We start from the raw sequence: 17,850 nt of genomic DNA, 5'->3' as shown, positions 1-17,850 counted from the left end.
CTAAACCATGTTCAGGCGTTCAGATAGGTGCGCAGAGTTGCCTCTGTGCCCTCATCATGGAGCATTCGCAGCCAGCGTGCGAAGCTATCGGCGAAGGTCGCGTTGTCGCCAAGGTCGCCATAGAGGTCACGCTGTTCCAGCCAGGCCTGCGGGTTGTCCCGCGCGTCCAGTGCAGCCGCGTTCAGCTTGTCCCAAAGCGGATCGTTGGGCGCGATTGTGCTGCCATCCTCGCGCGTGCCGGTACACATCCGCGCCCAAAGCGCCTCTGTCAGGGCCAGCCCCTCAATCGGGCTGTCCGTGGCCAGCGCATCGCGCAGCGTCGGCAGAATAAAGCCGGTATGACGGGACGACCCGTCAAAGGCCACGCGGCGGACGGTATCCACAATCTCGGGGTTGGAAAAACGGCTGCTGATCAGATCAACATACGCGGTGGGTGTCATGCCGGGAACGGGTTGCACCTGCGGCACGATCTCTGTGCCCGCAACCTTGCGGAAAAACGCACCGATCAGGGGATGTGCCATACAGCCCGAGATGAACTCGACCGACAGGATTTCACCAGGGTTGGAGATCACCTGATGCCCGCCATTGAGGATGCGGATCTTCATCGCCTCATAGGCATGCACGTCATCGGTAAATGTGGCACCGGCCTTGTCCCAGTCGGGACGGCCCGCGCAGAACGCATCCTCGATGACCCATTGACGAAAGTTCTCGTGGGTGACGGGGGCGGCGTCGTCGATGCCGAACTCCCTGACCAGCGCCAATTCGTTTGGGCCGGTGGCGGGGACGATGCAATCGACCATGGAGTCGGGGAAGGTGCAGTTTGCATCAATCCAGTCGGCGAGATCCGCATCTGACAGGCGCGCCAGCGAAACAACGGTCTGACGCAGGATCGCGCCGTTGCCTTGCAGATTGTCGCAGCTTTGGCCGGTCAACGGCCCGGTGCCATTGTCGCGGCGCAGTTTCAGCGCGGCGATCATCGCGCCAAAGGCGGTGAGCGGCGTGTCAGGGTTGGCGGCATCGTGTTTGATATCGGGGTGATTGGCGTCGAACCCTTTGGTTGCCGCGTCGATATAGTACCCACCTTCGGTCACGGTCAGGGCGACGATGCGGATTTCGGGATCGGTCATCCGCTCGATCAGAGGGCCGTTACCATCTTCGACAGGCACGAAATCGATCATCGACCCCACGACTTCGGCAGAGCGTCCCTTGGGGTCAAGCTCTATCAGCGTGGACATGTAATCCTGCGCGGCCAGCCGTTTGCGCTGCGCCTCGTCACCGGCGCGCACGCCTGCGCCGATGATGGCCCAGTCCTGCGCCAGACCCTGTTGCATCAGGCGGTGCAGATACCAGGCCTGATGGCCACGGTGGAAATTGCCAAGCCCGATATGCACGATCCCCGGCGTCAATGCGCTGCGGTCATAGGTCGGGCGCAAGACGCTTTCCGGCAGGTTATTGAGGGTATCGTTGGACAGTTTCATATCAGCTCATCCATTGTCCGCCGTCGACGTTATACGTCTGCGACACGATGTAATCGGAGTCGGCGGAGGCGAGAAAGACCGCCATCCCGGTGAGGTCGGCAGGCACGGCAAAGCGGCCCGCAGGGACGCTGGCGGCGACCTCGGCCTTTTTCTGGCCGGGCTTCTTGCCTTCGAGCTTTGCAAACATCGCGTCCACATGTTCCCAATGATCACCGTCAACCACACCGGGCGCTATGGCATTCACGTTGATGCCGTGCCTGATCAGGTTCAGCCCGGCAGATTGCGTCATCGAGATCACCGCCGCCTTGGTCGAGCAATAGACCAACACCAGAGGTTCGCCCCGGCGTCCGGCCTGACTGGCCATGTTGATGATCTTGCCACCGTGACCCTGTTTGATCATCTGGCGCGCGGCTGCCTGCATGGTGAACAACGTGCCCGCGACATTCACCGCATAGAGCTTGTCGTAACTCGCGCGGGTGATGTCGACAGTCTCTGCCGCGTCGAAAAGCGCGGCGTTGTTGATCGCGATGTCCAGCTTGCCCGCCTTCGCGACAACCGTTTCGATGGCGGTGTCGATGCTGTCCTGACTGGTGACATCCAGTTGCACGGCATAGGCGGCCGCGCCGATCTGGTTCGCGGCCTTGGTTGCCGCGTCCAGATTGATGTCCGCGATGGCGACGGTTGCGCCCTCGCGGACATAGGCTTCGGCAAAGCCCAGCCCGATACCGCGGGCAGAGCCGGTGATGAGGGCGGATTTTCCGTCTAGCCGTTTCATTGGATCCGCAACCCTTGCGCATCAAATCTGTGGATCTGCTCGGGCTGCGGCGTCAGGTAGATTGTGTCGCCGTAATGCAGATCGACCTCGCCGCCGGCGCGCACTGTCAACGGCTCTGCAAAGCCGTCGATATTGACGTGGAAGAACGTGTCGCTGCCCAGATGTTCGGACACGCCCACCGTTCCTTTCCACTCACCGCTTTGCGTGGACACTTCGAAATGCTCAGGCCGCACGCCGATCGTCGTGGCGTTGTGCTTGGCGGCTTCGGCCCCTTCCATCAGGTTCATCTTGGGGCTGCCGATAAAGCCCGCGACGAACTTGTTGCGCGGGTTGCGATACAGTTCCAGCGGAGAGCCCACCTGTTCGATCACGCCGGCCTGAAGCACGACGATCTTGTCGGCCATCGTCATCGCCTCGACCTGATCATGGGTCACATAGATCATCGTGGTATCGAGTTTTTTGTGCAATTCAGAGATCTCCATCCGCATCCCGACACGCAGGGCGGCGTCGAGATTGGACAGCGGTTCGTCGAACAGGAATGCTGAAGGTTCCCGCACAATGGCGCGGCCGATGGCGACCCGTTGGCGCTGTCCCCCCGAAAGTTGTCCGGGCCGACGGTCAAGGTAGTCGGTCAGGTTCAGCGCCTTGGCAGCCGCACTGATCCGCTTGTCCTGTTCTTCTTTCGACATCCCCGCCATTTTCATCGGGAAGGCGATGTTCTTGCGCACCGACATGTGCGGATACAAGGCATAGCTTTGGAATACCATGGCCAGCCCGCGTTTCGCGGGGGGCAGGCCAGTGGCATCCTTGCCGTCGATCTCGATCGTGCCGGAGGTCGTGTCCTCCAGCCCCGCGATCAGGCGGAGCAGGGTGGACTTGCCGCAGCCGGAAGGCCCGACAAACACCACGAACTCTCCATCGTTGATTTCAAGGTCCAGCGGCGGAATGACGGTCACGTCACCAAAGGATTTCTTGACCTGTTTTAGCTGAATGCGTCCCATTAATCTCTCCTCACTTCACAGCGCCGAAGGTCAAGCCCCGGACAAGTTGTTTCTGGCTGAACCAGCCAAGGATCAGGATCGGAGCGATGGCCATTGTGGAGGCGGCGCTCAGTTTTGCGTAAAACAGACCCTCGGGGCTGGAATAGCTGGCGATGAAGGCGGTCAACGGGGCGGCTTTTGCGGCCGTCAGGTTGAGCGTCCAGAACGCCTCGTTCCAGGCAAGGATGAAGTTCAGCAGCATCGTCGATGCGATCCCCGGCACGGCCATCGGTGTCAGGATGTGGATGATCTCTTCCTTCAGCGTGGCACCGTCCATCCGCGAGGCTTCCAAGATCTCGACCGGAATTTCGCGGAAATAGGTGTAAAGCATCCACACGATGATCGGCAGGTTGATCAGCATCATCACGATGACAAGGCCGGTGCGGGTATCAAGGATGCCCAGTTTGATGAAGATCAGGTAGATCGGGTAGAGAACGCCCACCGCCGGCAACATCTTGGTCGAGAGCATCCAGAGCAGGATGTCCTTGGTGCGTTTGGACGGAACGAAGGCCATGGACCAGGCGGCGGGAACCGCGATGATCAGACCAAGGATGGTCGATCCGCCTGCGATCACGACAGAGTTCCACAAGAAGCGCATGTAGTTGGAGCGTTCTTGCACAACGGTGTAGTTTTCCAGCGTCCAGTCAAAGAACAGGAAGACGGGCGGATCGCTGATTGCCTGCGCTTCGGTCTTGAAGCTGGTCAGGATTGTCCAGAGGATCGGAAAGAAGATCAGGATCCCGATGGACCACGCAATGGCGGTATTCAGCGCTTTGCGATTGTTTGTAACGGCACGTGCCATAATCTTGCTCCTCCCTAGTCCAGGTTTTTGCCGACGATGCGCATCAGGAAGATGGCAACGATATTGGCAAGAATGATCGCATAGACACCGCCCGCAGAGCCCAGACCGATATTCTGGCTTTCCAGAACACGCTGGAAGATCAGGTAGGACAGGGTTCTGGTGCCGAAGGCGCCGCCGGTGGTCACGAAGATCTCTGCAAAGATCGACAGCAGAAAGATCGTCTGGATCAGAACCACGATGGTGATGGCCCGCGCCAGGTGCGGCAGGATCATGTAGATAAAGCGGCTGTGGAACGGCGCGCCATCCATCTCGGCCGCCTCCAGCTGTTCGCTGTCCAGCGACTGAACGGCGGTCAGCAGGATCAGCGTCGCGAAGGGCAGCCATTGCCAGCTGACAATCAGGATCAGCGATTGCATCGAAGCCTGACTGAGCCATTCAACCGGGGCTGCGCCGAAAAACTTCCAGATATGTGCAAAAAGCCCGTTCACAGGGTCCATGAACATGTTTTTCCAGACAAGCGCGGAAACAGTTGGCATGACAAAGAAGGGGGCGATGACGAGGATGCGGACGACGCCCTGTCCCCACATCGGCTGATCAAGCAAAAGCGCCAGAATGACGCCCAACACGATGGTGATGAAAAGCACACCGCCGACGATGATCAGTGTCGTCTGAACGCTTGGCCAGAATGAGCTGGAATTGATGAAACGGACATAGTTGTCAAACCCGGCCCATCCCAGATCTCCACCGCGCAGCGGCAGATAGTTCCGGAACGAAAACCATAAGGTCATGATCAAAGGCACCAGCATCCAGCCCAAAAGCAGGATGACGGCTGGTGCCAACATGAACCGTGCAGCGGATCGTGATTGTTGGGTCGCCATGGACACACCTCCCCCGTTGACGGAAAAACCGCCACAGATGATTGGTCAAAAATGAAAGCTGATCACTGGTGTCGGAGGGCCGCCGAACGGGCCGCCCTCCGGAACGATGACGCTTAGTAGCCGGCGGCTTCCATTGCGTCTGTCGTCAGGGCCTGCGCCTTTTCAAGCGCTTCATCGACGCTTTGCTGTCCTGCCAGAGCGGCCGAGAATTCCTGCCCGACTTCGGTTGCGATGCCCGCGAATTCCGGGATGGCCGCAAACTGGATGCCGATATAGGGAACCGGATCAACTGTAGGGTTCTGCGGATCGGCCGACTGGATGCTCTCAAGTGTCATGGCTGCGAACGGAACGTCCTTGTAGTTCTCGTTCTCATAGAGCGAGGTCCGCGTGCCCGGAGGAACGTTGGCCCAACCTTCGTTTGCCGCGACAAGCTCGATATACTCTTTCGAGGTTGCCCATTCCACGAACTCTTTCGCGGCGGCTTCTTTCTGGGTGCCGGCAGGGATGCCAAGCGCCCAGGCCCAAAGCCAGTTGGAATTCTTGCCCAGGCCCGTATTCGGCGCCAGCGCAAAGCCAACCTTGTCAGCAACGGTCGAATCCTCGGGGTTGGTCACGAAAGAGGCCGCAACCGTCGCGTCGATCCAAATGCCGCACTTGCCCTGTTGGAACAGCGACAGGTTTTCGTTGAAACCATTGGTCGATGCGCCCGGAGGGCCCGCGTCATTCATCAGGTTGACATAAAAGGTCAGGGTCTCTTTCCACGCGGGCTGGTCGAATTGGGGCGTCCAGTTTTCGTCAAACCAACGGGCGCCGAAAGCGTTCGATGTCGCCGTGAGGAACGCCATGTTCTCGCCCCAGCCGGCCTTGCCGCGCAGACAGATGCCGTAGATCTCGTTTTCCTTGTCGGTCATCTTGCGCGCGGCATCCGCCACAAATTCCCATGTCGGGGCATCGGGCATTTCCAGCCCGGCCATTTCCATAAGGTCGGTGCGGTACATGATCATCGAGCTTTCGCCGTAGAACGGTGCGGCATATAACGTGCCGTCAACGCTCAGACCGCCGCGCATGGCAGGCAGAATATCGTCGGCGTCCCATTCCTCGGACATATCGTCCATGGCGACCAGCCAGCCGTTTCTGGCCCAGATCGGCGTTTCGTACATGCCGATCGTCATCACGTCAAAAGCACCGCCCTTGGTGGAAATATCGGTGGTGACGCGCTGACGCAGAACGTTTTCTTCGAGCGTGACCCATTCGACCGTGTGTCCGGTCTTTTCGGTGAAGTCATCGGTTAAACCTTGCATGCGGATCATGTCACCGTTGTTGACGGTGGCGATGGTCAACTCTTCCGCGAAGGCAGCGGTCGTTGCGACCGATACGAGCGCAGACGCAGCAAATAATGCGTTCTTCAATTTCATTCCGGATCCTCCCTAGATCTGTCTGGTGCAGTGGCACGAATTAACCGAGCGTCAAGCCTCGAGTCAACAAAAACTTTACTCCCGTAAAGTTTTTTGGGCCAGATACTCTCTTTATGCGGAGGTTCGTAAGACAAGTTTCCCGTCAAGTAGATTCTCAAATCTTGAATGCGTTTGCTTGCCCTCTTGAATCAAATCAAAAAGAATCTTGACGCTTTGATCGGCGATTGCAGAGTAATCCTGCGAGACGGTTGTCAGCGGAGGGCAAGTGTACCGGGACCAGGGATGGTCGTCATGCCCGGCAATCCGAAGTGCGCATTCAGGACCATGCCCGACCCGCAAGCCCTTTTGATAGGCGGCAGCCATCAATCCGATTGCCAGGCGGTCATTGCTGCACAAGACGGTGTTGGACGGCAAAGAGCGCTCTTCGATCAGGCGCATGCCGCCTTCGAAGCCGATCCTTTCGAAATCCCAGTTCGTCCCCTCGACCTTGATTATCTGAGGCGTCAGTCCGAGCCGCTCCATCGACTGGACATAGGCTTCGCGTCGCTTGTTGGCGTTCGGGTTCAGCGGTGGCATCTCGAAGAAACAGGGCGGCTCTCCGGTGCGGCACAGGTAGTCGACGATCAAGCCGATACTCTTGAAATTATCATTGCCTACAAAGGCTTTGCCAACGGCGACGTTGCTGTCAAAAACAACGGTCGGCACTTCATCTGCGAACCGTTTGACAGCTTCGAAATCTGATCTTCGGCCAAGGGGCGCAAGCAAAGCACCGGCCGGACGCAGGGATTGCATCGTTGCAAGAGCGTTGTTTTCAGCCTCTTGGTCACCATGCGCGCTGAACACCGTGGGCCAATAGCCCGCGTCAATGCAATGTCTTTCAAGCCGTCGCGCGACTTCGGCAAAAAACGGGTCCGCCAGGTAGGGAACCAGTATGCCGATGGTCTTGGTCAGCTTGCGGTTCTGATTGATCGCGAAAATGTTTGGCTTGTAATCGTACGTCTTGAGCGCTGTTTCAATCTTTTGTCGGGTGGTCTTTCGGACGCTTTCCGGATCGTTGAAATATTTCGACAGGGTCGGACGCGAAATGTTGCTGACCTTGGCGAGTTCGTCCATATTCTTGATCTTAGATCCGGTCACTGGGTTTGCCCTCATGTCATTCTGCGCCCTAGCCATCACTTGTATCGTGGAATTTTGAGAAACTTAACGCCAAACAACAAACTTGACGCCCGTAAATACATGACACTAGGTCTGTAGCGTGTCATCAGTCAAGAAAGATTGTGAGATATCAACGAGCGGGCACCGAAGCGGTAGCGCGCGAAGCATCGGCATGCTGCCAGAGTGCCGTGCGATCAGCGTCTAGAATTTGTACGATTATTCGGCGTTGGCAGCGTCGTTGGTGATGATGCTCAGCGTAAAGGCCCGGAAAAACAACGCAAGCCCGCCGATTTTATCACAAAACGGGCAGGCTTGGTCCAGCAGGTCGAGGTTTGAAAGCCTGCCATGCTTTGCACGTTATTCAAGTCAACGGCGGCGCTTGGCAGGCATCATGTTGGATGTCAGAACTTGATTTTCGCAGGTTTGGCCGCCTCAACGCCATCGGCGAAAATACTGCCATCAAACAGGAATATGCTGACTTCGTTGATCAGGTCATTGTCATCCGCAGATCCGAAGACGATGCGCGAGAAATGTCCGCAGCTTTTGGCGAGGCTGGCCAGAGATGCGTTGTCGCCGGACATGATGCGTGCCGTCAGTTCGGCCTTGCCGCCCGAGGTCAGGTTCGCAAGAGACATGCAATCCGACGAACCGACCATCTGGTTGGGGGCGTCCAGAAGGGCTGCATAGCGATCGGCCATCATCTCGCGCAGGCTGTCCTGCGGCATCGGTTGGGTGAAAGTCAGATGACGGCTCATCGCGCCGACCTTGATTTCCCCGTCAGGAATTTCTTCGGTTTTGACGGCGACCAGATCCTGCATTGCATCGCTTCCTGCGGAGCAATGCGTGACGCCGCTGACCTCTTCACAATTCGTAAGGCCCTCGAAGGCCAACTGCTGTTTCGCTTCGCTCAAGCTGCTGCCGGTGCTGACGTCGAGGATGGAAAACCGCTCTGCTTCAGGGGCCGCGGCTGGTGCGGCAGCACCTTTGGGCATCTGAACGGTAGGTTTGAAGCCAACTGCCTGTGCGGCAGATGTAGCACCTGCTGCAACCGCGACTGCCGCGGTTTGCAGTGAGGGAAAGCTTGACTGAGCAGCCCCGAAAGTTGGCGCGACAGAACCTTCCGTCTTTGGCGTGGCTGCAGAAGCCGTAGAGATTGACGGGAACGCCGGCTGGGGCGCGGCAGCCTGTGTGGTTGCGGATTGCGGCGCGGCAGCCGAAGGCATTGTCGGAAAGGCACCACCTTGAGGTGTGGCAGCAGCCATCTGTCCCTGAGGCTGCGGTGCCTGCGGAAAGCCAGGTGCTGCGACCGCGGGCTGCTGCGTGCCGGTTCCCAGTGTCGGGAAGGCGTTATGCGGTGCGGCTGCCGGTTGACTGGCTGCCTGCGGCGCGGTGCCGGCGGGCATAGCCGGGAAGGCCGGGGACGCGCCTGCGGCCTGTTGGCCAAACGGCACTGCTGCGGGCGCGGGATAGCCCGTTTGCGGCTGGGATTGCTGGAAAGCGGTCTGTGGTTGCGGATAGGCTTGCGGCTGCTGGGCGGCCATCGCGTAACCCGCGCTTGGTCCGGCCGTCGCGATCAAGGGTTGGCTGGACCGTTGAATCAGAATGCCAGCTTCGGACGAGGTCAACCTGCCGGTCATCGGTGCGCCGAGACTCGCCTGAAAGCTGGAAACCGCATTCCGTGTCATTTTTCCATACAAGCCATCCGGGGTGCCCGCGTTGTAACCCAGCGCGTTGAGCCGGGTTTGATAATCGCGCACTTCGGTGCGGGTGGTCGCAAAGGTCGCGATGGTAGAGCGGGGGCCAGAGCTACTTTTTTTGGTCACGGTCTTTTTCTTATAGACCGTTCTGGGAGCGGATTTCCGCTGATTTTTGTTGGCATGGTTGATGATCGCCGCCCCCACGCCACCGACGATAACGCCTTTCAGAAAGTCATTTCCGGCCGAAGCCCGTTCCGGCGCGGTCACAAGACCTGCGGAAACAAGTGCAAGAACGGCAGCCGAAGCGATGGGTTTGCGTGATGAAAAATGCATTGGGTCTATCCTTTCTACAACGGAATTGTCTGGCAGAACAATTCTTTCTATTCAGTGTTTTGAGGCTCCTGAGTTTGAGCAGGTCCTTGGGCCGGGATCGTCTGCGGCGCTTGAAGGGACAACAGCCATCGTGCCATCTCGACATCGCCGCGTGCGCCAAAAAGCGCGATTACATCAGTCAAGTTACCATGATTTTGCGCCATTCCTTCAATCAGAGCAACACAAGATGCGGGAAAGGGCTCATATGTCCGGTTCCCACTGCGTTTTCGTTCACCAATTTGTGCGGCGCGGAATTCGTTCTTGTTGCCGAGGACAAAGCGCAAATAGTCGAAAGAGGGTGTCATTTGAGGCGCTAGAAAAGTGATATAGCGGCACAACGTATCATCGCGCGCGCTGGATTCAACCTGTGCGCTGCTCCAGGGGTTTCCCAAAGCAACCGCCAATGCATCCATGAAATTGAATTGTGGGATGGACAGGTAATTATGCGGCATTTGTGGCGGACGTCTGGCAGCGACATTGCGAACCGGCTGAATGCGCATCGTGTTGTTGTGCTCGCGGTGTGCGGCAAGAGTGGCCGGATCATATGGTTCATCACCAAAAATCATGCCTTTCTGGCTGAGTGTCTGGATGTCGGAAATGGAATATTGCGCGCCCAATCGATCGATGACGTCATATGTGGCAGGAGGTCTGCCAGGGTATAGTTTGTTAAGATCAAGCCCAAGATCGGCAAAAACCGCTATCACATTCGCAGGTGCGCCGGTGACGAGGTCGTGCAGCAACACGCAGGTCTGGCTATCGTTGCCATATTGTCCGCACGTCACCTCCTGGTCCATATCAAACGGTTTGAGCGCTTGCAGATAGCCATGCAATGTGGTGATGGCCTGCGTTTTGGAGGTCAGCTGCTGCCAATAGGCGGCATGGATGATGTTGTAAAAGATTGCACCCGTATCCAGCCGCTCTGGAGTGACCAGGCCGTTTTGCAGATAGAAATTCGCGTTCTCGTAATCTGCGCGGGTCAAAAACTCGACAAAGGCGCGTTCGGTCGACTCGTCATTCGCGGCACCTTGCGAGGGCAGGGCTGATGCGATCCCCCATGCAAAGACGCAGCAGCTTCGTTTGAGTGCGGTGTAAAAATCAGCCCAAATTTTGTAATCCAATGCCATCGAAAACCTTGTCATGAATCGAGAAGTCTTGATTTATTACCCCAATTCTAGCACCAAATTCCCTCATGGATAGTAGAATCGAAAGGATGGTCGAGATGGTAAAGTGCCTTGGTTTGCGTCTGTTTTCGACCGTTCGGCATGCTGGCACCTGCGGGATTATCGCCCTGGCAGTTGGGCTGGGAAACGGTGCCGCCGCTCAGACATCGCAAAATACGACGCAAAGCTTTGAAGAGTTTCAGGCAAGCGTTTCCGCAGGTGCGCAGCGGATCGCCAAGTATCAGGAAGTGCTGCAAAATCCAGACGCTCGCATCCAGTACGAGGCTGTGCGTCTGCTGTTGAAATCCGGCGATCCGGCGCTGGTGCGGATCGCCAAGGAGCACGCGCTTTTTTCGACCAACCCGGTGCTGCGCAACTCGGCGATCCTCGCGATTTTCGAGGCCGGAGGAAATTTGCGGATCGAGGTTACGGCGACGGATGAATCGTCTGCCAACGTTCTTAAATGGGTGTCGGATGCCGGTGGCACGCATGACGGCAAGAAAGGCAACCACATCTTCAACATCGGGGCCAAGGCCGAAAATTGCTGGATGTCGGGGCAGGAACGCTATGCGATTTGCGAGTTGACCGTGTCCGGCACCAGTGTGCAGTTCAAGTCGAACCGTGGAAAAGGATCCCAGGCGTCGCTGGCGTTGGGGCCTGACGGTGTGCTGCGCGGTGTCATCTTTGCCGAAGGCGGGCAGGCGAACGCCGCCATCGACCTCAAGGAATAGTCATTCTACGGTCAGCCCATCGATCCGCAGCGCGTTTCTGTCCGCGAACCACATCGACTGGATGGTTATGCGCACACGGCGGGCAAAGATACCGCCGGTCTGATAGGCGAAGACGCCGTTGGGCGGCATGTCGCGCTGACCCAGACTACGCCAGAACGGTCGGCCCGGCGCGCCTGCATCAACCTCGAACAACACGGTTTTGGGCGGACTTTGATCGGGCGCTGCACCGGGGTCGCTTAGCAGATTTATCGCAGCTAATGGGACCGGAGACGCAGGGTCGAGCGTGATTTCGATCTGCACGGGCTCGTTGCTCCACGGCGACACAAAGGCCTGTGACAAAAGCCCCGGCTCAAGGCTCGCAGCACCGGTACCACCCGCCGCGCCGGTCCAGCCGGTGACACGGAACCCCTGTTCGCCATCGGCCCCATCCGGCGGCGGTAGGTCGTCGGGATGCCGGGCGGACAGCCCGCCGCCAAGCTGCGGGCCAACCCGGCGCAGGATTTCGTCCATGCGGAAAAATCGCGCCTCGCGCCCGCTGATCGCCGCCTGGGCGATGCCCACGACGCGCCCATCAACCTCCAGCACGGAACCACTATTGCCCTGATAGATCTGTCCATCCGCTAGGTTGTCAGTCGTGCGGACAATGACCATTTCGGGCGTCACCGCAAAAATCTGCGCATCGGCCCGGTCCTGAATGCCTTCGGGGCTAAGCCGCACAATCTCTCCCCGTGTGCGGGTTTCCAGCAGGCTGCGCAGGTCGCGGTCAAAACTGTCCCATTGGTCGTGACAATAGGCGGTGACGCCACCCTCGACATAGGCGATGGCGATGTCATTGGCCGTGTCGCGCAGAAACGCCGTGCCGGACCCGACGACCCTTTGCAGCGGCAATTCCAGTGAAAAGCGATCATTTGCAGCGACATGTGATGGCAGGACCGCAAAACAGTTGCCCCGATGCTGAAACAGCATGGCATGTCCAACGTCGCGGTCCACCAATGCCAATTGAGTGGCCAATGCCGGGGCCGAAGCCATCAGCGTGGTCGAAAAGATCATCAATTTACGCATCAAAGAGCTTGCCAGAAACATCTCATCCCCGTCACTATTGCTTTTGGGGAAGACTACACGATCCGGGGGGCGTGCCAACAATGTCATTGATCCATAGCAGTTTGATCTCAATAGCGACGGTTGTCGCCGTCGTCGTACCAGCCCTTCCTGCTCTTGCCGACCCGGCCCTGAGGCTTCGCGGCGAACGGGTGCATGAGGAATTGCGCAGCGACGCGCTGATCAATGGCAACTGGCTGGTCGGCGCGCATACCGCGGCACCGCGGAACGCCGAGGGACCAAGACTTTACAGCTATATCCCCGGTGGCGCGGACTGGCAGGGACAAACGCTTTGCGCACGGGCGACGGACAAGGAGGGCCGGTATTCGGCACTGTTCGAGTATCATGTCCCCGTGGCGTGGGGCGGCGGGCTGGTCGATCTCGAATACGAAACCGAGTACGAGGCGTTTGTCAGCGCCAGTGACGAAAGCAATAACGGGATCGCGTTGCACAGAGGCGATTGTCGGCTGGTCACAGACGATTTTCTGCCCGTGCTGTGGAATGCGGCGGAAACGCCCGAAACCGATGGCGAGGGGCGGATGACGCTGATCCTGAACCTGAATGCAGGGCGCGCGGACAGTCTGATCCCGCACGCCGTCCTGTCGCCGCTCGACGGCGCGGCGGGGGGCGACATGCCCATCCGGTGTGATCCGACATCCGAGGCCGGCGTCGGTTTCAACTACCAATGTCGTATTCAGGTGCCGGCCGATCAGGCCGGGGTGCTGACGGTGGGCATTACGCGTCTGCGCTATGGCAAGGCCGCGCCACCGAGAATGGCAAACATCCACCTTTATACGCCAGAAATACCCTGAAATGTCGAACATGGACGAGACCCGCCCGGCTGACAGGGACACGAAAATTCCCGCCAGTCCGTTTTTCGGTCTCTTGCGAGTGAGCAGGGGCCTGACACTGCTGCGGACGCCAGGTGCGGGGATATTGCCGTGGCTGTTGGTCGGCATGCTGGCTCTGGTCATTGCCTATTACGTCTGGCCGCGTCCCAAATCGTTCTTTCTGGATCTGACTACAGATTATCTTCGCGTGCAAACGGACTCGGATACGCAGATCGTTTGGGAATTGCCCAGCCTGCGGATTTGTCTGCCACGCCATGCGTTGACCGAGGCGCAGGACTTCGGCGACACCGTGGACGCGTCAACGGCAAGCTGCAACGGGGTGGCCTATCTCGAACTCCAGCGGGATTTTGTCGAACTGGACTGGCCGCCGGGGCTGAATCTGGAACTGCGTTCCGGGGAAAACCGCGCTGTCGATGTGGTGGTGCGGTTCGATGAGAATGATGCAGATCTGACCCCGGTTATGATCGGCGATGTCGAGATCGTCAGCGAAACACTGCTCAGGATCCCTGCAAGCACGTTCAGCGAGTTTGGCGGACTTGGTTTGACGGGGCAGTTGGTGGTCGGACAGAAAGCCGACAACGGTACAGTCAAGCTTTTGCGTTCCGGAAAATTCGAAACGCGTGAAAAGTTCTGGTTGCGCAATGACGCGCGTCTGGTGGATAGCGGCGCGCTTTCTTTGGGCGATGTGGTGTCGGTCGAACGCATGAACCCCGACGCGCCGCTTTCTGCATATGCATTCCTGACGCTCGACACACACGGCGACGGTATGCGTCTGATCGTTTCCACCGAAGAAGCCTTCAGCCGTTTGCGGCTGGAACGGGCGCGGGCGAAAGCGGCCTTTCTGGAACCAAGCTGGGCGCAGAGGCTGGCGCGCGATCCGCTGGCGGTCGGTTTCGCCTCCTTGCTTAGCCTGTTTGGCGCCACGCTTGCCGTGATGAATGCGCTTCTCAGGAAGAGGCCGTAATTTCAGAATATTACAGACGGTTTTTAATGCTGGCGGCGGCGCGCTGTTTCATGTCAACGGTATGGGCCGCTGTTCGGCGATGGCTTCCATCGCGAAATACGAGGTGACGGTCTCAAGCTCGATCTGTTCGATCAGACGCTTGTAGACCTCGTCAAAACTGGTCATGTCGCGCGTCACGATTTTCAGAAGGTAATCGTATTCGCCGCCGATCCGAAAAAAGTCGATCACTTCGGGGATGGTGGTGACCTGTTGGCGAAACTCTTTCAGCCAGCTTGCGGAATGATGGCGCGTCTTGACCATGACGAACACCACCAGCCCCATGCCCAGCTGCTTGCGGTCCAGCACGACAGTGCGGTTTTGCAGGACGCCGGACGCCTCCAGCGTCTTGAGCCTGCGCCAGCACGCGTTTTGGGACAATCCGATACGATCGCTCAGCGCACGCTGGGACTGCGCGGAATCACGTTGCAGTTCTTGCAGGATGAGGCGATCAATATGATCCAACTTTTGCGTCATTCTTCGTTCATATGATAGAATAATTGTTCTATCAAGGTGAATATCAGTAACAAAATCTACAGGTAAGGTGTCATATTGGATCGGTCTTACCAACCAATGACGGAGCCGGAATGTCCCTTCTTGATGAGTTCAGAAATTCGCTGACAGGCCCGGATCTTGTGCGCCGCATTCAGGAGGGGCTGATCGGTGATGGCATTACGATCGAAGGACCGTTCGGCCCCCGCCCGTTGCTTTATGCCGACTATGTCGCCTCGGGCCGGGCGCTGGCGCAGGTCGAGGATTTCATACGCGACCGGGTGCTGCCCTATTACGCCAACAGCCATACACAAGCCTCCTATTGCGGTGCCTTTACGACACGGCTGCGCGAATCCGCGCGCGCCGAAATTGCCCGTCTGACCGGTGCGGGCGAAGACACAAGCGTGGTGTTCACCGGATCCGGCTCTACCGCCGGGATCAACCGGATTGCCGGGCTATTGGATATCGCCGGGATCACCGCGCGTGGCGGTCGGGCCGTGTTGATCGTCGGTCCTTACGAACATCACTCCAACCTGCTGCCATGGCGTGAAAGCGGTGCTGAGGTCATAGAGATTTCCGAGGTGTCGTCAGGTGGCCCGGATATGGATGAACTGACAGCGGTGCTTGAAGCCGCGCAGGGGGCGGATCTGTTGGCTGGCTCGTTCTCTGCGGCGTCCAACGTCACCGGAATCGTGACAGATGTCGATGCGGTGACACGATTGCTGAAATCGTATGGCGCGCTGGCGCTGTGGGATTACGGATGTGCTGCACCGTATACGCGGATGGACATGTGCGCCGGAACTGACGCAGCCAAGGATGCCATCGTCTTTTCACCGCACAAGTTTCCCGGCGGGCCGGGGGCATCGGGCGTGATGATCCTGCGGGATGCCATCGCCCGACAGTTCCGCCCAACCTTGCCGGGGGGCGGCACGGTCAGTTTCGTCTCGCCGTGGGGGCATGTCTATTCCTCGCGGCTTAGCGACCGTGAGGAAGGTGGCACGCCCAACGTCGTCGGAGATATCCGCGTGGCGCTGGCGCTGATGGTGAAAGAAGCGCTGGGGCAAGACTGGCTGGACAAACGTCAGGCTGAATTGCGCGCGCGCGCCCTGGCACGCTGGTCGCAAAACCCGCGGCTCGAAATTCTGGGCCAGCCCGACGCGACTGCATTGCCGATTTTCAGCTTTCGCGTGCGCGACGGTGCAGGTGGATACGTCCACCACCAGTTTTTTACCCGACTGCTCAGCGACCTTTACGGCGTCCAGGCGCGGGGGGGCTGTGCGTGTGCCGGGCCTTATGCGCATCGGTTGCTGGGCCTTGACCAGGCCCGGTCCGATACGATGCAGGCCGCGATCGCGCGCGGAGAAGAACTTGAGAAGCCGGGCTGGGTACGTTTGAACCTTTCGGCGCTGCTGTCAGATGACAAGGTGGATGCGATTATTTCAGCGGTGGACAAACTTGCGCTGGACGCGCCAGACTATGCGGACCAATACCGGGCTGACCCGAGAACCGCCCGATTCACACCAGATAGCTCCGTGAAAGAAACGCTCGCATCGTGACAAGCCCACTTTCCAGTCCCGCCTTCCGCCGCCTGTTCGCGGCGCAGATCTGTTCGCTTGTCGGCGTCGGGCTGCTGACCGTGGCATTGTCGCTGGCCGCGTACCGGATCGGCGGGATTGCCGCAGGCGGCAAGGTCTTGGGCCTGCTGCTGGCGCTGAAGATGGTGGCTTATGTGCTGCTTGCACCGTTGGCCGAAACGCTTTTGGTGAATGTCTCGCGCAAACGGGCCATGGTGGGCTTGGATCTGGGGCGGATGCTGATCCTGCTGCCAATGGTTTTTGTCACGGAAACATGGCACGTTGCCGGGTTGGCTTTTGTTTTTTTCGTGCTGGCCGCCGGGTTCACGCCGTTGTTCCAATCGGTGATCCCGGATGTCTTGCCGGAAGAGGAAACCTATACCCGCGCGCTGGCCTGGTCGCGGATTGCCTATACGCTGGAGGCCGTGCTGAGCCCGGTGATTGCCGCCGCGGTCCTGAATCTGGTGACCGGCGAGGCACTTTTTGTTGCGGCTGCGCTGGCTTTTCTGGGGTCGGTCGTTGCTCTGCTGATGGCAAAGTTCCCGGCGCGCGGCGAGGCCGCCCGCAAAGGGCCGTTCCTCAAACGCGCGCTGCGCGGGATGTGGATTTACGGGCGCACGCCGCGCTTGCGCGGCCTTTTCCTGCTGAATTTTGCACTGTCATTGGCAATGGCTTGGGTGCTGGTCAATTCAGTCGTCTACGCAGGTGCGCGCCTGAACGATGCTGAGCGTTTCTATCCGATCCTGATGGCCTTTTACGGGGTCGGTGCCGGCCTTGGTGCCGTCTTCGTGCCCCGCCTTCTGATCCGATATTCCGAGCGTTCCGCGATGCTTGCGGGCGCGTTTGGGTTTGCCGCTGCGGCCGCCGCTTTCGCGCTGCTGCCATCGCCGCCGCTCGCCGTTATGGCGGTCGCGTGGATCGCATTCGGCGCGGCATCCTCGCTGGTGCTGACACCCGGCGGGCTGGTCATCACCCGGTCCGCGTCGCAAACCGACCGGGCCGCGGTCTTCGCCGCGCAGTTCTCGCTTAGCCATGCCGGCTGGCTTGTCGCCTATCCGCTGGCGGGCTGGCTGGCGGGAACAGTTTCGCTGGAACCGGCGCTGCTGATCCTGTCGGGGCTCTGCGCGCTGGTGGCCATGATGGCGATGCGCGTCTGGCCCGCACATGATCCGCTGGAGCGCCTGCACAGCCATCCCGAACTTCCCGACGATCACCCGCATCTGCGCAATGTGCCGGCCTCCGGCCCGCAACATCGCCACGTCCATGCCTTTCGGATTGATGAATTTCATCCGATTTGGGCCCGGACCGCTAACTGATGCTGATTAGAAACAC

16 protein-coding genes are annotated in these 17,850 nt (G+C 58.9%); 5 read left to right on the top strand and 11 right to left on the bottom strand.

Going from position 1 to position 17,850, the window contains the following annotated elements; translation table 11 throughout:
- Nucleotides 1-11 precede the first annotated feature (11 nt).
- The 9 genes from ACN0WV_RS15335 to ACN0WV_RS15295 form a co-directional block, all read right to left on the bottom strand.
- Entirely contained in the window at nt 12-1,478 is a 1,467-nt protein-coding gene (locus tag ACN0WV_RS15335) for a mannitol dehydrogenase family protein (protein ID WP_417606931.1), read from the bottom strand.
- Nucleotide 1,479: 1 nt separating this feature from the next.
- Nucleotides 1,480-2,253, bottom strand: a complete 774-nt coding sequence (locus ACN0WV_RS15330; RefSeq protein ID WP_084350240.1) for an L-iditol 2-dehydrogenase — start codon at nt 2,251-2,253, stop codon at nt 1,480-1,482.
- Nucleotides 2,250-3,254: an ABC transporter ATP-binding protein gene (locus ACN0WV_RS15325; RefSeq protein ID WP_417606929.1), complete on the bottom strand. Its 1,005-nt coding sequence runs from the start codon at nt 3,252-3,254 to the stop codon at nt 2,250-2,252. The genes ACN0WV_RS15330 and ACN0WV_RS15325 overlap by 4 nt, the downstream gene beginning before the upstream one ends.
- Before the next feature lie 10 nt (nt 3,255-3,264).
- Nucleotides 3,265-4,095 carry a carbohydrate ABC transporter permease gene (locus ACN0WV_RS15320; RefSeq protein WP_084350238.1) on the bottom strand — a complete coding sequence of 277 codons (831 nt, stop codon included), beginning with the start codon at nt 4,093-4,095 and terminating at the stop codon, nt 3,265-3,267.
- 14 nt (nt 4,096-4,109) lie between these two features.
- Nucleotides 4,110-4,973, bottom strand: coding sequence for a carbohydrate ABC transporter permease (locus ACN0WV_RS15315; protein WP_084350237.1), 864 nt, complete (start codon nt 4,971-4,973; stop codon nt 4,110-4,112).
- A gap of 113 nt (nt 4,974-5,086) precedes the next feature.
- Nucleotides 5,087-6,388: an ABC transporter substrate-binding protein gene (locus tag ACN0WV_RS15310; protein WP_417606926.1), complete on the bottom strand. Its 1,302-nt coding sequence runs from the start codon at nt 6,386-6,388 to the stop codon at nt 5,087-5,089.
- A 111-nt stretch (nt 6,389-6,499) separates the two neighbouring features.
- The gene (locus tag ACN0WV_RS15305; RefSeq protein ID WP_417606924.1) at nt 6,500-7,525 is read right to left on the bottom strand and encodes a LacI family DNA-binding transcriptional regulator; all 1,026 of its coding nucleotides are present in this window, start codon (nt 7,523-7,525) and stop codon (nt 6,500-6,502) included.
- A 419-nt stretch (nt 7,526-7,944) separates the two neighbouring features.
- On the bottom strand, nt 7,945-9,573 hold the full coding sequence (locus ACN0WV_RS15300; RefSeq protein ID WP_417606922.1) for a peptidoglycan-binding domain-containing protein: 1,629 nt from the start codon (nt 9,571-9,573) through the stop codon (nt 7,945-7,947).
- A gap of 47 nt (nt 9,574-9,620) precedes the next feature.
- Nucleotides 9,621-10,736, bottom strand: coding sequence for a hypothetical protein (locus tag ACN0WV_RS15295; RefSeq protein WP_417606920.1), 1,116 nt, complete (start codon nt 10,734-10,736; stop codon nt 9,621-9,623).
- Between the two features lie 65 nt (nt 10,737-10,801).
- Between ACN0WV_RS15295 and ACN0WV_RS15290 the strand changes: the two genes are divergently transcribed.
- A complete protein-coding gene (locus tag ACN0WV_RS15290; RefSeq protein WP_143514466.1) occupies nt 10,802-11,503 on the top strand; it encodes a HEAT repeat domain-containing protein in 702 nt (233 codons plus the stop codon).
- On the opposite strand, the gene ACN0WV_RS15285 is transcribed toward ACN0WV_RS15290, so the two are convergent.
- The gene (locus ACN0WV_RS15285) at nt 11,504-12,565 is read right to left on the bottom strand and encodes a hypothetical protein (RefSeq protein WP_417606919.1); all 1,062 of its coding nucleotides are present in this window, start codon (nt 12,563-12,565) and stop codon (nt 11,504-11,506) included.
- 80 nt (nt 12,566-12,645) lie between these two features.
- Between ACN0WV_RS15285 and ACN0WV_RS15280 the strand changes: the two genes are divergently transcribed.
- Nucleotides 12,646-13,413, top strand: coding sequence for a hypothetical protein (locus tag ACN0WV_RS15280; RefSeq protein WP_417606917.1), 768 nt, complete (start codon nt 12,646-12,648; stop codon nt 13,411-13,413).
- A 145-nt stretch (nt 13,414-13,558) separates the two neighbouring features.
- Nucleotides 13,559-14,416 (top strand): hypothetical protein, encoded by an 858-nt coding sequence (locus ACN0WV_RS15275; protein ID WP_417606916.1) that lies wholly within the window; start codon nt 13,559-13,561, stop codon nt 14,414-14,416.
- A 48-nt stretch (nt 14,417-14,464) separates the two neighbouring features.
- Here the strand turns inward: ACN0WV_RS15275 and ACN0WV_RS15270 are convergent, their stop codons facing one another.
- A complete protein-coding gene (locus ACN0WV_RS15270; RefSeq protein WP_084350228.1) occupies nt 14,465-14,929 on the bottom strand; it encodes an Lrp/AsnC family transcriptional regulator in 465 nt (154 codons plus the stop codon).
- Nucleotides 14,930-15,039: 110 nt separating this feature from the next.
- Between ACN0WV_RS15270 and ACN0WV_RS15265 the strand changes: the two genes are divergently transcribed.
- Together ACN0WV_RS15265 and ACN0WV_RS15260 are read left to right on the top strand one after the other, a co-directional pair.
- Nucleotides 15,040-16,500, top strand: a complete 1,461-nt coding sequence (locus tag ACN0WV_RS15265) for an aminotransferase class V-fold PLP-dependent enzyme (protein ID WP_417606914.1) — start codon at nt 15,040-15,042, stop codon at nt 16,498-16,500.
- A complete protein-coding gene (locus ACN0WV_RS15260) occupies nt 16,497-17,834 on the top strand; it encodes an MFS transporter (protein WP_417606912.1) in 1,338 nt (445 codons plus the stop codon). The genes ACN0WV_RS15265 and ACN0WV_RS15260 overlap by 4 nt, the downstream gene beginning before the upstream one ends.
- Nucleotides 17,835-17,850 lie beyond the last annotated feature (16 nt).

Source organism: Primorskyibacter flagellatus (assembly GCF_048268605.1).
Lineage (GTDB): Bacteria > Pseudomonadota > Alphaproteobacteria > Rhodobacterales > Rhodobacteraceae > Primorskyibacter > Primorskyibacter flagellatus.
The sequence above is the reverse complement of the archived record's forward strand: the minus strand, read 5'-3'. Positions and strand labels throughout refer to the sequence as shown.